Source organism: Sphingobacterium detergens, from assembly GCF_003610355.1.
GTDB classification, from domain to species: domain Bacteria; phylum Bacteroidota; class Bacteroidia; order Sphingobacteriales; family Sphingobacteriaceae; genus Sphingobacterium; species Sphingobacterium detergens.
Map to the genome: position 1 here is coordinate 2714188 of NZ_RAPY01000001.1, position 15714 is coordinate 2729901.

The 15714-nt window shown below is 40.6% G+C and carries 12 protein-coding genes; 4 read left to right on the forward strand and 8 right to left on the reverse strand.

All coding sequences use genetic code 11. From position 1 onward, the window contains the following. Positions 1–96: 96 nt before the first annotated feature. The 4 genes from DFQ12_RS11565 to DFQ12_RS11580 form a co-directional block, all read right to left on the reverse strand. On the reverse strand, positions 97–927 hold the full coding sequence (locus DFQ12_RS11565; protein WP_244211718.1) for a M48 family metallopeptidase: 831 nt from the start codon (positions 925–927) through the stop codon (positions 97–99). 160 nt (positions 928–1087) lie between these two features. Beyond that, the gene (plsY, locus tag DFQ12_RS11570) at positions 1088–1738 is read right to left on the reverse strand and encodes a glycerol-3-phosphate 1-O-acyltransferase PlsY (RefSeq protein ID WP_120259068.1); all 651 of its coding nucleotides are present in this window, start codon (positions 1736–1738) and stop codon (positions 1088–1090) included. A 16-nt stretch (positions 1739–1754) separates the two neighbouring features. Next, positions 1755–2612, reverse strand: a complete 858-nt coding sequence (nadC, locus tag DFQ12_RS11575) for a carboxylating nicotinate-nucleotide diphosphorylase (protein ID WP_120259069.1) — start codon at positions 2610–2612, stop codon at positions 1755–1757. A gap of 76 nt (positions 2613–2688) precedes the next feature. Beyond that, positions 2689–3072 carry a DUF4783 domain-containing protein gene (locus DFQ12_RS11580; RefSeq protein WP_167457247.1) on the reverse strand — a complete coding sequence of 128 codons (384 nt, stop codon included), beginning with the start codon at positions 3070–3072 and terminating at the stop codon, positions 2689–2691. Between the two features lie 250 nt (positions 3073–3322). Here DFQ12_RS11580 and gpmI point away from each other — a divergent pair, with 250 nt between their 5' ends. The 3 genes from gpmI (at position 3323) to DFQ12_RS11600 (ending at position 8450) form a co-directional block, all read left to right on the forward strand. After that, the gene (gene gpmI, locus DFQ12_RS11585) at positions 3323–4855 is read left to right on the forward strand and encodes a 2,3-bisphosphoglycerate-independent phosphoglycerate mutase (RefSeq protein WP_120259071.1); all 1533 of its coding nucleotides are present in this window, start codon (positions 3323–3325) and stop codon (positions 4853–4855) included. Next, the gene (locus DFQ12_RS11590; protein ID WP_120259072.1) at positions 4836–5426 is read left to right on the forward strand and encodes a hypothetical protein; all 591 of its coding nucleotides are present in this window, start codon (positions 4836–4838) and stop codon (positions 5424–5426) included. The genes gpmI and DFQ12_RS11590 overlap by 20 nt, the downstream gene beginning before the upstream one ends. Positions 5427–6152: 726 nt before the next feature. Beyond that, positions 6153–8450 (forward strand): TonB-dependent receptor, encoded by a 2298-nt coding sequence (locus DFQ12_RS11600; RefSeq protein ID WP_120259074.1) that lies wholly within the window; start codon positions 6153–6155, stop codon positions 8448–8450. Between the two features lie 158 nt (positions 8451–8608). On the opposite strand, the gene DFQ12_RS11605 is transcribed toward DFQ12_RS11600, so the two are convergent. Together DFQ12_RS11605 and DFQ12_RS11610 are read right to left on the reverse strand one after the other, a co-directional pair. Then, entirely contained in the window at positions 8609–9163 is a 555-nt protein-coding gene (locus DFQ12_RS11605; RefSeq protein WP_120259075.1) for a ferritin, read from the reverse strand. Positions 9164–9379: 216 nt separating this feature from the next. After that, on the reverse strand, positions 9380–10030 hold the full coding sequence (locus tag DFQ12_RS11610) for a tetratricopeptide repeat protein (RefSeq protein ID WP_120259076.1): 651 nt from the start codon (positions 10028–10030) through the stop codon (positions 9380–9382). 346 nt (positions 10031–10376) lie between these two features. On the opposite strand from DFQ12_RS11610, the gene lon reads away from it, so the two are divergent. Next, positions 10377–12854, forward strand: a complete 2478-nt coding sequence (gene lon, locus DFQ12_RS11615; RefSeq protein ID WP_120259077.1) for an endopeptidase La — start codon at positions 10377–10379, stop codon at positions 12852–12854. A 287-nt stretch (positions 12855–13141) separates the two neighbouring features. On the opposite strand, the gene dctA is transcribed toward lon, so the two are convergent. Continuing rightward, the gene (gene dctA / locus DFQ12_RS11620; RefSeq protein ID WP_120259078.1) at positions 13142–14395 is read right to left on the reverse strand and encodes a C4-dicarboxylate transporter DctA; all 1254 of its coding nucleotides are present in this window, start codon (positions 14393–14395) and stop codon (positions 13142–13144) included. Positions 14396–14399: 4 nt separating this feature from the next. Further along, a complete protein-coding gene (locus DFQ12_RS11625; RefSeq protein WP_120259079.1) occupies positions 14400–15455 on the reverse strand; it encodes an alpha/beta hydrolase in 1056 nt (351 codons plus the stop codon). Positions 15456–15714 lie beyond the last annotated feature (259 nt).

A 15714-nucleotide genomic window follows, 5' to 3' on the forward strand; every position in this document is an offset into this window, starting at 1 on the left:
ATTCGAAAAAAGGAAATAAAAAAACGGGAGTGTCCACCTTTGGACACTCCCGTTTTTTTATTTAATGTGAAGCATATATACTATGCTTGTATTTTTTTACTTTTTGTAATACCGCATTGCATTCGGAATCTGCTTCTCAATATCGGCAATACGTCTCGCATCGCTTGGGTGAGTGCTCAAGAACTCTGGTTGTCCTTTTTGACTTCCCGCTGCCATGCGCTTCCAAAATCCAATAGCTTCATTCGGATCGTAACCGGCCAATGCCATGATAATTAATCCTGCCTGATCTGCAGAAGATTCATCGCTGCGTGAGAACTTTAACTGAGCCAAGCTTCCCCCCAAACCATACAGATTATTAAAAATTCCAAGGGAACTGCTTCCAGTCATTCCTGCTGCTGAGCCCAGAATCTGACCGCCCATTTGTAAAGCCATTTGGTTGGACGCCTGTGCTACGGAGTGCTCTTCAATAGCGTGGGCAATTTCGTGTCCCATTACTGTCGCCATACCGGCCTCGGTACGCGTTACTTGAAGTATTCCTGTATACACAGCCACTTTTCCACCAGGCATACACCAGGCATTCACATCATCACTCTTCACCAGGTTAAATTCCCAATTGAAATTATATTTATTGGCGATACCTTTGCTCTGCAAGTATTGATTGACAGCGGTTGCCAAACGGTTACCCACACGTTTTACCATTGCCGCATCAGCCGTACCAGTAATAACTTTTGTATTATTTTTTGACAAGAAATCTTTGTAAGCCAGTGCAGCCTGTTGGTTGACTTGGTCAGCACTGACTAATTTCAAATATTTTTTTCCAGTAACAGCCGAAGTAGCACAACCTGACAACCCCGATGCCAGTGCCACACAGGCCATTACGATAGCCGAATACTTAAACATGCTTTTCATATGTATCTTATTATTCATCTGTGTTTGTTTCAATTGCATTCATGAGCTCACAGGCCCAGTCTCGTTTTTAATGTTGTATGGAATGTTGGGGCTAGATTCGGCAGGTTCTCTGTTTTTTCCAGCGCAGCTATTTCATAATAATCTATTAAATACTTTTTTTAGGATGCAATTATTGTGCCTATTCTTTTGCCTTGTTTCTTTTCTTGAATAGATAAATCTTGGATTCATGTCCTTTTAGCAGGCGCTCAATATTCTTTTGATGGGTAATTAATAGCAGTGTACAGATGGCGATGCCATAAAGCAATACCGAAGGAATGGTAGTCTTAAAAATAAATGCCAAGCTAAATGGAAAAGCAAAACCGGCCGAAATTGAACTTAGGGACACGTAATGTGTCGTCAATAGGATAATGATAAATACGGATACACAAACTAAAGCTGCCGGTGTATGTATCGCCAAAATCATCCCACACAATGTCGCTACGCCTTTTCCTCCCCGGAAGCCCGCAAATACAGGAAATAGGTGACCTATTACCGCAATCACTCCCAAGGCCAACTGAAAATTAACGAACTGAACATCACTGGTATTTTGGCCCAACTCAATCAGATAAGCGAGATTTGTTGCTGTCCACCCCTTGAATATATCTACAAACATCACGATGGAGCCGGCACGCGGTCCTAATACGCGAAAGGTGTTAGTCGCTCCAGCATTACCACTCCCATACTCACGAACATCTACGCCATAAAATGCCTGACCCAACCAAACTGCTGTAGGTATAGAACCAAACAAATAAGCTAGTAATACTGCAATTACTAAATAAATCGATATCATTAAATTAAATCAGTTCTTATAATAATTTGGCTTTCAGACTTAGATCTAAGCTCTTGACACTGTGTGTCAAAGCACCCACCGAGATATAGTCTACTCCAGCCTCTGCATAGGCCCGAATGGTTTCAAATGTTATTCCCCCAGAAGCTTCTGTCTTAAATCGATGATCGATAATTTTAACAGCTTTGGCCACATCCGCAGGTGAAAAATTATCCAACATGATTCGGTCCACTTCGCCAAAGTTAAGAACTTCGTCAAGTTCCGCAAAATTTCGGACCTCTATTTCTATTTCAATTGGTTTATTTAATTTCTTTCGATAGTCATTTGCGCGTGTCAACGCCGATACAATTCCACCGCTATAATCCACATGATTGTCTTTGATCAGAATCATATCGAATAATCCAAACCGGTGATTGGTACCGCCACCTATTTTGACCGCTTCTTTCTCCAATACCCGCAGTAAAGGTGTTGTCTTACGAGTATCCAATACCTGCGTATCCGTACCTTTCAACAGCTCCACATATTTTCGGGTTGTCGTCGCTATACCACTCATACGTTGCATCACATTCAATACCAAACGCTCTGCCAGTAGAATACTCTGGATATTTCCGCGAACATAAAATGCGATATCACCAACTTTTACCTGGCTTCCATCAGGAATAAATACCTCACAGGTCAAGGTTTCATCGATGTAACTCATGATCGCCTGAGCAACTTCTACGCCTGCCAAAATACCGTCGTCCTTAACAATCAGTTTTGCCTCTCCTTGTGCGTCCACCTCTATCGTGGATAAAGAGGTATGATCACCATCTCCGAGATCTTCCGCGACTGATTGTTTTACAAACTGCGCCAAATAATCCTTGATTTCCTTCTCCATAAATACAATTTATTGGGCTAAGATGTGGAATAATTTTTTAATCGAAAAATAGAATGATAAAAAAATAGCGTCTGACCTAACTTTTATCGATCCGAAGTTCTTCTATTGTCTGACTATTGGATCCCGCACTTATCTTGATAAATACCCGGTAATTGGCTTGTTCTGTCGCTAATGAAAAGGTGAAGTATTGATAACCATTGTTTGCATTACTCGCTTGGGTCAGTTTGACGGTCTTGGGTTTATGTTGGTTAAAAAATGTACCCAACATAATCTCGGATTGATATTTGGTATACACACCATTTTCTCCCAATAGGGACAAGGTCAGATTGGAACCAAAATACTTCGCGATATTCTTCGCATTCCCCTCCCTTAAATACGTTTTAAGTTCTTCGGAAATACTTCCCAAAGACTCCTCTCCTTCCCGTACAACAGGCTGTGATGAATAGTTTAAATCTTTCAAAAGATGCCCTGAGGCGTTAGTGTGTATAAAAAGACTATAAACAAATATAAATACGCAATAGCTTAAAAGTTTCATATAGCTCAAAATAAGACAGAACAGTTTCCACAATAGATGTAATCAATCATTAGGTAGCATAGTTTATACCAAACATAAACTATGCCACAAACCTATAAAATTATTGCATATAAACAAGGGAAGATTTTAAAGACGCATTGATAGATTCTAAAATTAAGGTTATCTTTGTTATACGATGAATAAGAAAAAAGTTGCACTCATGATCCTAGACGGACTAGGATACGGAAAACATGATAAATCAAATGCAGTTGAAGCTGCAAATACCCCATTTTTAGATCATTTATTGGAAACATACCCAAATTCAAGTCTGGAAGCTTCTGGTGAAGCCGTTGGCCTTCCTGATGGACAGATGGGTAACTCTGAGGTTGGCCACATGAATCTTGGCGCCGGAAGAGTTGTCTATCAAGAATTAGGACGTATCCACAAAGCGGTAAATGATGGCGTATTCAACACAGATATCGTTATCCAGGACGCATTTAAGTATGCGCTTGAAAATAATAAAAAAGTACACTTTATCGGTTTACTTTCGGATGGTGGTGTACATGCACACACCAAGCACCTTAAAGGTCTTTGTGATGCCGCCAAACATGCTGGACTAAACAGTGAGCAGGTCTTCATTCATGCTTTTCTGGATGGTCGTGATACTGACCCTAATTCGGGAATCGGCTATGTTAAAGATCTACAAGAATATCTAAAAACGACTTCAGGCACATTCGCTTCTGCCATTGGTAGATATTACGCGATGGACCGTGACAACAGATGGGAACGCGTTAAGTTGGCTTATGATCTTTTGGTGAAAGCCGAAGGTGAAAAAACCAATGACCTGGTTGCTGCAATCCAAAAATCATACGATGCTGGAGTAACAGACGAATTTGTTAAACCAATCGCCTTGGTTAATGAAGATGGTACTGCCGTAGCAACAATCCAGGAAGGTGATGTGGTCTTCTGTTACAATTTCAGAACAGACCGCGGTCGTGAAATCAGCATTGCACTGACACAGAAAGCTTTCCCTGAGTATGATCTTGTACCGTTGAACCTGTACTATGTCACACTAACAGCCTATGACGAAACCTTCAAAAATGTACGTGTTGTTTTCCAAAAAGATAACCTGACGAATACTTTGGGTGAAGTATTGGAAGCCAATCATAAAACACAGACCCGTATTGCCGAAACTGAAAAATATCCACACGTGACATTCTTCTTTTCGGGTGGCCGTGAACAACAATTCGAAGGTGAGAACCGTCTTTTGGTCCCTTCTCCGAAAGTGGCTACTTACGATCTTCAACCTGAAATGTCTGCAAATGGAATCACTGAAGCAATCGTCAATGATATGGAAACTCTTCAGCCCGACTTTATCTGTCTCAATTTTGCAAATCCAGATATGGTAGGTCATACCGGTGTATTTGAGGCTGTCGTAAAAGCAGTAGAAACGGTAGATCAATGCACAAAAACAGTGGTGGAAACAGGATTGAAAAATGGTTATTCATTTATCATCTTGGCTGATCACGGTAATTCAGAATTTATGGTCAATGAAGATGGATCACCAAATACGGCGCATACAACCAATTTGGTTCCTTGTATCTTGATTGATGATCACTACAAAAAAATCGCAGATGGTAAATTGGGTGATATCGCTCCAACCGTTCTCAAACTTTTGGGCGTAGATATCCCCGTTGAAATGACAGGAAATGTATTGGTATCAGAATAAGAATTTATATAAAAAAGTAAGCAGCGCACTTCCACTATTGGTGGGAAGTGCGCTACTTTTTTGGAGCTGTAGCTCCCCCTCAAGCCATCAGAAAGCTAAAAAAACGACGGATATCTTTTCGGTAGACTCTTTTTTCAGTGCCGAAGCACAACGCTTGCAGCAACTCAACCCTTCGGTGTTAAAATCCGTCAACAAAGACGGTGAAAAAGAACAACGTGAGCTCAAAATTGAAAACTGGAAAAATGAACTTTCAGCGTTCCAGTCTGCGGATATCAGCAAAAATTTTGATCCCGCACTCTACGATGTCAAAGCCGTAGATTGTGTAACGGAATTTACTGCCAAAAAGAAGGAACTGCAGATACAAAAACTCCGAATTGAGTTTGATCGTAAAAACGAAAAGGTTAAACACATCCAGATCGATAAAAAGATCGCAAACTCTCTTTATGATAGTGAGGAAAAACTGGATTATTATATCGACTCATTGTACAGTATTGTAAAACTCCAGGATGTACAAGGACTCGATGCAAACCAATATGAAATTATTGGGCGATTTGTACAATCAAAAAAATAACTCATGCTGAAAAATGTCTTTATACCCATTCATAAAGACATTTTTTTATCCCCCAATACAAACAAAGAAATGCAACATCATTGCTTTATTTGTATTTTTTCTTATCTTTGCCTCATTAATGGCCTGCAAAGGCCTCGTATAGAAAAATAAAGTGCGCAATATTTCATTGAACAAATTAGCAGCGTTAACGCTTTTAATGACCTTTCTAATCGGTCAGTTCATTGTCTATACCCATTCCCATGAGTCGCCGGCATTAAGTATAGTGGACTGCAGTCCCAAAAAACACCATGCGGACCATCCAAAATGTTCTATTTGCGACCAAAATTCACACCCGCAGTTACTCTTTCATTTTAGCCAAAATGAAATTTCTCTTCCTGAACGGGAAATAGCATTTGGTTTCTTTGTCCCCAGTGACCAAATGATCAGTGCATTGCTATCTGGCAATCGCGGTCCCCCCATTTGTTAAATTTCATCCACGATGCGACAACAAAGCTTTTATGGAAAGCCTTGTTTACTATGATCAGGAAGCAAAGCACCAAAATTTTGGTGATTGCTACTGGCGTATTCATAATGGATTTCCCTCTTAATTTAACAATCAAGCAATTCAATGATGAATTTCTCCGTATTGAACAAGTTATTTTTCATGACTGATGAAAAAGCAATTTTAATGCGACAGGCTATCATTTGGATAGGCACCATCTACTGATGGCATAAAAATATTTACAGATGAAACTCAAAATTAAAGGCGGCATATGTATGCTTGTCTGCTATTTCCTTCTATTCACAGTTAACGCTGCGACCATATCGGGTAAGGTGACAGATTCAAAAACAAATCAACCGATCGCGGGAGCGACCATATCTTTGCTCCAACTCCGCTCAAGTACCTCTTCGGATCAACAGGGGCGTTATACATTCAAATCACTGCCCTCGAGTGGACGTTATCTTGTCGAAGTACGTTTTATTGGGTACCAATCGCTGATCAAAACGATAGATCTGACATCGGCGGATGTATCGGTCGATTTCGCATTGACAGAAAGTATAATCGAGACAAATGAGGTGGTGGTTACAGGTACACTTGTGACTGCGCAAAGCCGTCGCAACAGTACCTCTGTCTCTGTTATTTCCAAAGACGAATTACAGGGTGGTGCGACAAATCTGATCGACGCACTAGCCCGTCAGGTACCTGGTTTAAGTCAGATTACAACAGGACAGGGTATTTCCAAACCTGTCATCCGCGGTCTTGGTTATAACCGTGTTGTCACCGTCAATGATGGTGTGAAGCAAATGGGCCAACAATGGGGTGACGAACATGGTATCGAGATCGACCAAAATCAGCCCGACCGGGTAGAGGTACTTCGGGGTGCAGCTTCGTTGATGTACGGATCTGATGCCATCGGTGGTGTGATTAATATCCTCGAGCCCAGCGTTCCCACTGCAGGTGAAATAAAAGGCGAACTGCTATCTAGTTATTCAACCAACAATGGACTCACCAACAACTCGCTCATGCTTACAGGCAATGAAAACGGCTTTGTATGGCGCGGACGTGGATCTTATCAAAATGCGTATTCCTACAATACACCAGCAGGGCGCTATATCAATAGTGGTTTTAATAACACCAGCTTCAGTGGTATGCTGGGTTTAAATAAGCAATGGGGATATTCACACCTTAATTTTTCCTACCTCAAAAATAATATTGGTTTTTACGATGGTGAAGTCGGCGATCCATTATACAATGAATCTAAAAGCCGGACATTGGATTTCCCCAAACAGGATATCCGCCATTATAAGCTCGCACTCAATAATAATTTTGTGATTGGCTCAGGAAATTTAAAACTGGACCTGGGCTACCAGAAAAATCAACGTCGCGAACTTGAAGAAGCGACACCTTCCCTATTTTTTGATTTAAATACCTACTCCCTTGATGCGAAATATTACCTCGCTGAAAGAAACGGCTGGCAGCATGTCGTTGGTATCAGTGCCAGTCAGGAGCATAGTGTCAACAAGGGTGTTGAATTTCTGATTCCTGCTTATGACCAGGTCGAATTGGGCGTTTTTGGTTATGCCAAGAAAACCTGGGGCGATAACACCTTCAATATGGGACTACGCTACGATTATGTCAATAGCAAGGGCAAACAGCTTTTCGTTGAGGATGAGGAGCAATTTCCGGGTTTTAAAAATAAATTCAGCAATATTAGCGGTGCTTTAGGTTTTACACATAGTTTCAGCGAAGATTTCAACTTCAAAGCAAATGCCGGATCGGCCTTCAGAGCACCTAACCCGGCAGAATTGGGTTCTAACGGCGTACACGAAGGTACATCACGCTACGAAATCGGTAATGAAAATCTGAAAGCAGAACGTAGTTTCCAAGCGGATGCAACCCTTGAATTTGGACATAGCATCGTCACCGGTAGTATCGGGATCTATGAAAATTATATTCATAATTTTATCTATGCTTCAGCAAAAAAGGGCGATACAAAAACCATCGTTGATGAGGACAATAATGAACAGACTTATGATGTTTATCGTTACGGTCAGGTAAATGCCAATCTTTATGGTTTTGAGGGAAGTCTAAACTTCCATCCGCTGAACTGGGTACACTTGGACAACACCTTTACCTATACCCATGCACAAAACAGGACTTTTGATAGGCCCTTAGCATTGATTCCGGCAGGTGTTTTACACAACACACTACGCCTTGAGCCCAAAATAAATGGATTACATGCTTTTTATGTATCGGTAGGTTTAGACAATTATTTTAAACAGAATCGCGTTGACGAAACTTTTGAAACAGCAGCAGATTCGTATTCATTGATCAATGCCGGAATAGGCACTACCTTACATTTAGGAAAACAACAAGTGAAGCTGTACGCTACTGCGTCTAATCTCACCAACAAGCGTTATTACGATGCTTTAAGTAGACTACGTCCGGGAAGATTATCGCAAGAAAATCCTACTTATGGCGTTTATAATATGGGCAGGAACGTTACTTTTGGAATCTACCTCCCACTTAGCATAAAAAAATAAAGCGCCGAAGTTTTCTCAAAAGGCAGATTTGGCAAATGTGCTAAATAATATTTTGAGACTTCAGTCTAAAAAATAATGTCCGAATTCTTAACGAATTCGGACATTATTTTTATGCGATCAGCGCACTAAAAATTATTCTCAGAATTTAAATTCTCGCCCTACTTAGGGTCATCTGCGGTGCCTTCCCGTGCCAAAGCCACATCGTCAGGCATGCTTTCCAATGAGGAATCTAATGCAAATAACGATTCATCTGAGGCCCGATCTCCACCGGCGATCTTCAATTTATCGATCAATTCAAGCGCAAGTTTCTCTTCTTCGATCTGCTCTTTGACAAACCATTGTGCAAAATTCCATGTCGCCCAATCTTTCTGCTCCATAGACAGATTGACAATGGTATAAATCGCTTCGGTATTATCTACTTCATGTTTAAATACCCGCTGGAAACATTCCGTCAAGGTCTTTGGATCTGCTGGTGGTGCTGAAATGGCCTGGATCCGGGGACGCCCTCCTCTTTCCAGTATGTACCCCATAATTTTGGTCATATGATTCCGTTCCTCTTGCGCATGTCGATATAGGAAATTGGCGATACCACCGTAACCTTGATCGTCGGCCCATACACCCAAAGCCAGATAAATTTGCGCAGCTTCGGCTTCTTTTGTCATTTGACTGATTAAAATATCCTGCATTTCTGCAGACAATCGATTCGTTTCCATATACTAAATTCCTGTTGATTCAATAAAGGAACAGTATTGCGAAGTATTTCGTTTGCAAATTTATCAAAGACAGACGGCAGAGCGGATCAGTCGTATCAAGAGAATCCTCAGAAGCTATTGGATAACCTAAAGAATGAAAAGAGCAAGGTGTTAAGTACCTTCATAAAAAAAGGGAAGCTCAGTTGAGTTTCCCTTTTTCTATCCTATAAGATAAGCTTATTTCAAGTTATCTCTATATACTTTTGCTTTTTTGACTTCTGTTTGAATATCTTTTTTAGAAGAATCAAAGCTCAATACTTTTTCATAATCCTTGATTGCATTATTATAAGCATCTGTAGCCATTGCTTTGTTGTAATTAGGTGTACCAGCTGTACCGATCAAAATACCCAAATCGCGGTTTGCGATTGCTCTATTTTGATAGAACTTTGAGTCAGTAGGTGTGATAGCGATCGCTTTTGAATAATCTTCAATCGCTACGCGCAACAATTGTTCTTTGTTTGCCGCAGACACTTTGTTTGCTTGAATTGCAAGCGTATTGTTTGCTTTTGCTTTAAAGTACAATGCATTTGCATTTTTAGGGCTTAATGCAACAACCTTACCGAAAGTTTCAGCTGACTTTTTATAATCACCATTTTGAAATTGGGAGTAACCCAACATATACAAGACATCCGGATCTTTGCCTTCCTGCGGTAAAGCTTTTGTCAAGTATGACTCTGCATTTTTGAAGTCACCATCCAAAAGAGCTTTTTGGCCCATTCTCACATTGGCATTGCTATGCTCAGCTTGTTTTTGTTGTGCATTGGCACCAAGTGCAACCAAAGCAAAAACTCCTGTGAACAAACCTAATTTAAGTGATTTTAAGTTCATATCTAAATAGTTACGTTTTTTCAATATACCTTATTAATGATCAATATTGATCGTTTATTATCCCAAGAAAAAATAGTCCTGTTGCTTCACCTCTTGCAAGAATCTGCCATCGTTTATTCTTTCACATTCCAATATTACAATTATTATGCCTATTTATCCAACAAATGGCAGATAAATTTTATTTAACCTGCCTTTTTTGCATATTCTAGAAAATAGATTAGTAATTTTGCTACCTTTTAGCAATTGGCACTTCCCTTGCAATATAGGGGAAACAATATTTGAAGCTTAAAATTTGAAGGTCTGCCGACAACATGTCAGCGACTGCCAAATACACAAAATAAACACTATGAGCAAATTCGAAACTTTTGATTTCAGTCAGGCTATTCCAATCGTTACGGAAGACACAGAATTCTTCCCCCTATTGACACAGCAGGATGAAGACGATATGGCAAATGCTGAAATTCCAGAAGCACTATCTATTTTGCCTTTACGCAATACCGTATTATTTCCCGGTGTTGTCATTCCGATCACTGTAGGAAGGGATAAATCCATCAAATTGGTTAAAGAAGCTTATAAGGGCAACAAAACAATTGGTGTGGTTTCACAAAAGGATATGACAGTAGAGGACCCTGGGTTTGAGGAGTTGAATAAGGTGGGTACTGTTGCCCATATTATCAAAGTGCTGCAGATGCCTGATGGAAACACCACAGTCATCATCCAGGGAAAGCAACGTTTTAACTTGATAGAGATCTTAGAAACCGAGCCTTATCTCAAGGCGCGTGTCGAGAAATTCAACGAGGCAAAACCCAAGATGACAAAACATTTCAAGGCGACAATATCCACCTTGAAAGAAATGGCATTACAGATTATTCAGCTTTCACCCAATCTACCCAGCGAAGCTGGTATCGCAATCAAAAATATTGAAAGCCCTTCTTTTCTGATCAATTTTATTTCGTCCAACATCAATGTCGAAATGATCAAAAAACAAGAGCTTCTTCAAATACCAAAGGTTGAAAACCGTGCAAAGCTCTTGTTGGAATTGTTGACCTTGGAAATCCAAATGTTGGAACTGAAACATCAGATCCAGAATAAAGTGCGTGTCGACCTAGACAAGCAACAACGGGATTATTTCCTGAACCAACAATTGAAAACCATCCAGGAAGAGCTTGGTGGAAATACACCTGACCTTGAGCTGGAAGAGCTTAAAAAGCGTGGTAAAACAAAAAAATGGGGCCTTGATATCGAAAAACATTTTAACAAGGAACTTGAAAAGCTATCACGTATCAATCCAGCTGCAGCAGATTATTCCGTTCAGTTAAACTATCTTGAACTGCTGCTTGATCTTCCTTGGAATGAAACGACCAAAGATAATTTTGACTTAAATAAAGCACAAAAAGTCCTGGACAAGGATCACTATGGGTTGGAAAAAGTCAAAAAACGTATCATTGAATACCTCGCGGTATTGAAACTGAAAAATGACATGAAAGCCCCTATCCTTTGTTTGGTGGGCCCTCCGGGAGTTGGTAAAACCTCCTTAGGAAGATCGATCGCCAAAGCATTGGGTCGTAAATATACACGTATGGCCTTGGGTGGTGTGCGCGACGAAGCCGAAATCAGAGGCCACCGCAAAACGTACATCGGTGCAATGCCCGGTCGTATTATCCAATCGCTGAAAAAAGCTGGTGCTGCCAATCCGGTCTTTATCCTGGATGAGATCGATAAAATGAGCGCAGATTTTAAAGGCGACCCTTCTTCTGCCCTACTTGAGGTATTGGATCCGGAGCAAAACACACATTTCTACGATCATTATGTGGAAATGGAATTTGACCTTTCCAAAGTAATGTTTATTGCAACGGCCAATTCGCTAAGTGCTATCCAGCCAGCTTTATTGGACCGTATGGAAATTATCGAGGTCAATGGATATACCATTGAGGAGAAGATTGAAATAGCGAAAAAACACTTGCTACCCAAACAACGTGAAATGCACGGTATGGCTGCCAAGGATGTTGCTCTAAAAGGTAAGATTATCGAAAAAATCATTGAAGACTATACCCGCGAATCGGGCGTACGTGGACTGGAAAAGAAAATTGGTTCGATCGTCCGTGGTATTGCGACACGTATTGTCATGGAAAAAGATTATAATCCAAGTATCAACGATCAGGATGTTGTGGATATCCTGGGCGCTCCGATCTTTGATAAAGATATCTACGAAAACAATAATGTTGCCGGTGTGGTGACTGGCTTGGCCTGGACTTCCGTGGGCGGTGATATTCTATTTATCGAATCGTCTTTAAGTCCCGGTAAAGGACGCTTGAGCCTGACAGGTAATCTTGGTGATGTCATGAAAGAATCCGCTTCAATCGCCTTAGCTTATTTAAAAGCTCATGCTGCTGATTTCGGGATCGACTACAGGGTATTTGATCATTGGGATATCCATATCCACGTGCCTGCAGGTGCTATTCCTAAAGATGGTCCATCCGCAGGGGTAACAATGCTGACTGCGCTTACATCTTTATTTACCCAACGTAAGGTTAAAGAGAAATTGGCTATGACAGGTGAAATTACACTACGCGGAAAAGTGTTACCAGTAGGCGGTATCAAAGAAAAGATCCTTGCGGCGAAACGTGCAAACATCAAAGATATTATCCTTTGCAAATCCAATGAAAAAGATATCCTTGAAATCAAGGAAGATTATATCAAAGATATGCAGTTCCATTATGTGACCGAAATGGCACAGGTGATCAAACTAGCACTTCTAGAAGAAAAAGTAGATGGTGCTTTGGATCTAACCCAAGGAATTGAAAACACAAAAAAAGAGGCTTAATCACCTCCCAAAAGTTTAGATAAATTTATTCAGAAAAACGGGGATCCAAAAATATTGGATCCCCGTTTTTCTATTATGCCACCCGTATTCTCCATTCTACCCTTTCAACTATTCAACACGCAGGGATTTACTTTTATTCTTTTGCCCCCTCGTATCACTCACTATTTAATTTCGAATATTCAATGCTCAGCGCATTCACTTTTTGCTTTTGAACAAATCATTTCTTTTAAGAACTTATCGTTTTAACATTACCACAAGTTAGCATAAACATGCAGTTCTATGCGCTATCAACCAAGTTTGTCATGGAGGACTTCCTCATCCAGGCTATTTTCATATTTGGAAATCACGAGTGTTGCTGCCGAATTGCCAATCAGATTGGTGATGGCCCTTGCTTCACTCATAAACCGATCCACTCCAAACACCAATGCCACGGACTCAACAGGCACATGTCCGACCACAGGCAAAGTCAGCGCCAAGGTCACAAAGCCACTTCCCGTTACACCCGCAGCTCCTTTGGAGGTTAGCAACAGCACCAACAGCAAGGTAATTTCCTGCTGCAAGGTCAGGTGCATATTGAGTGCCTGCGATATGAATACCGCTGCCATGGTCAGGTAAATACTCGTCCCATCTAGGTTAAAGGAATACCCCGTCGGGATCACCAAACCTACCACGGACTTCGCACAACCTGCATCCTCCATTTTCTGCATAATGCCCGGCAATGCTGATTCCGAAGAAGAGGTTCCCAATACAATTAAAATCTCATCTTTGATATATTTCAGGAATTTGAAAATATTAACCTTCAGGTAGAAGTGTAATACCGCGCCGATGACAATAATGACAAAAATAAAACAGGTCAGATAGAAACTTAACATCAACATCCCCAACTTGGTCAAGGCTTGAATACCAAACTTTCCAATGGTAAATCCCATCGCCCCCATGGCTCCCAATGGAGCCAGATACATCACCATCTTAATAATGGAGAAAAGTACCTTTAGAAAAGATTGCAGCACATTGATAACGGGTTCAGCAGCTTTTTGACCGATCTTGGTCATCCCTATCCCAAAAAGCACCGCAAAAACCAGTACCTGCAATATATTATCTGAGGCAACCGAAGCGATAACGTTCTCCGGAATAATATCCATGATAAAGTCCATGAAACTGTGTGGCTTCTGGGACTCGGTAATATAATGTGATACCGAAGATGTATCCAAACTCGCCAGATCGGCATTCATGCCCGTTCCGGGTTGAATCAGATTGACAAAGATCAAACCGATAATCAATGCAATCGTGGTCATGACTTCGAAATAGATAATCGATGTCAGTCCAATCTTCCCTACTTTCTTCACATCTTGCATCCCTGCAATACCGATCACGATCGAACTGAAGATCAATGGTGCAATCACCATCTTGATCAACTTGATAAAGACATCACCCAGCGGCTTTAGTTTAACGGCAAAATCGGGGAAATAGACCCCACAGAAAATACCGATCAATATACCGACGATAACCTGAAAATAGAGACTCTTAAAAATATGCTTCATTGTCTTAACGAGTGACGGCTATCCCATCGGCTTTTAACATGCCCTTGAATTTGGGGTTTCGGATATATTTATTAAAATCATGGCTTTTCATCCCCGTAAAATCAGTATACTGCATAAAAGGATAATACTTGACCAGCTCATTGTACACATCTACTTTATACCCCAGGTCGGTAGCTTTCAGCTTATTGGAAAGAAAACCGACAAACTTCTTCAACATCACATCGGTGTTATTGACGGTGATGTGAATCTTCTTGACCTGTTTACTAAAGGTTCGGTAGGAATCGGTTCCTTTCTCTACATCTTTTGATTTAAAATCTTCGATACCGATCGCCGGAGCGAGCATAATACACATGATATCGTTTCCGTTTTCGGCAAGTTTTTTTGCTCCATCAACATCAACATTATGATTTTCCAGTGTACCCTTTGCGAAGCTCGTACTGAATGTTGCACTGCTCAGAGCACTCAATACAACTGAAGCACCCCGACTATGTGAGATCAGGATAATCTTCTTATTGCTGATGCTATTAAGGAGGTTGCGTAATCCAAACTCACCTGCCATTTGGCTAAATGAGGTAGCAGAAAACCAAACTTTAGCGCCGCCAAAAGGATTTGTCGTATGTAATCCATCCCAATAAAACTTAACCACCTCATCTTTATTCGTATTGAGCTTTAATAACTTGCGCATATACTCATAGCTCTCATTGACCTCATCTGATGGTGCATTGAACCCATGCACAAAGATAAATACACGGTCTTTCGCCTTTACTTTGCTGCCCACAGCCAGCATACGGGTCTTCTCAAAACCTTTCAGCTGGCTTTCAATACCCTTTTCTGTTGCAATCTTCATCAGAGAATAGGCATTCACATCACCACTTTTAGGTGGTTCACCATACGTTTTGCGCCAATTGTCCGGATAGAAGTTTCCATTCTGATCCACAAAGGAATTCACGATATTCGGTTTGTCAAATGAATTGGGGTAAGGATCCTTGGGCACGTTATGGGCTATATCACAGGAAACCATTGAAAAAAGAAGAAAAAGATAGAAAAGTTGTCCTCTCATGGAGCTATTTATTTACGCTGTTAAAAACCTTAATTTTAATAAGGCCAAAGGTTGATTGAATCATAAAAGTATATATTGGCAAAATACAGCAAATACCTTATGATATGCCTGCTGTGTCATTATAATCAATTCCGTATTACGAATATATAAAAAAAGAAGCTGTACAAAAAGTAAAAGCTCTTCTTAGCGACTCCCTTGGGTCTAGCATATAAAAAAAAATGACTTCGCGGAGTAAAAACAAGATGAAAGAAAAAGGGGG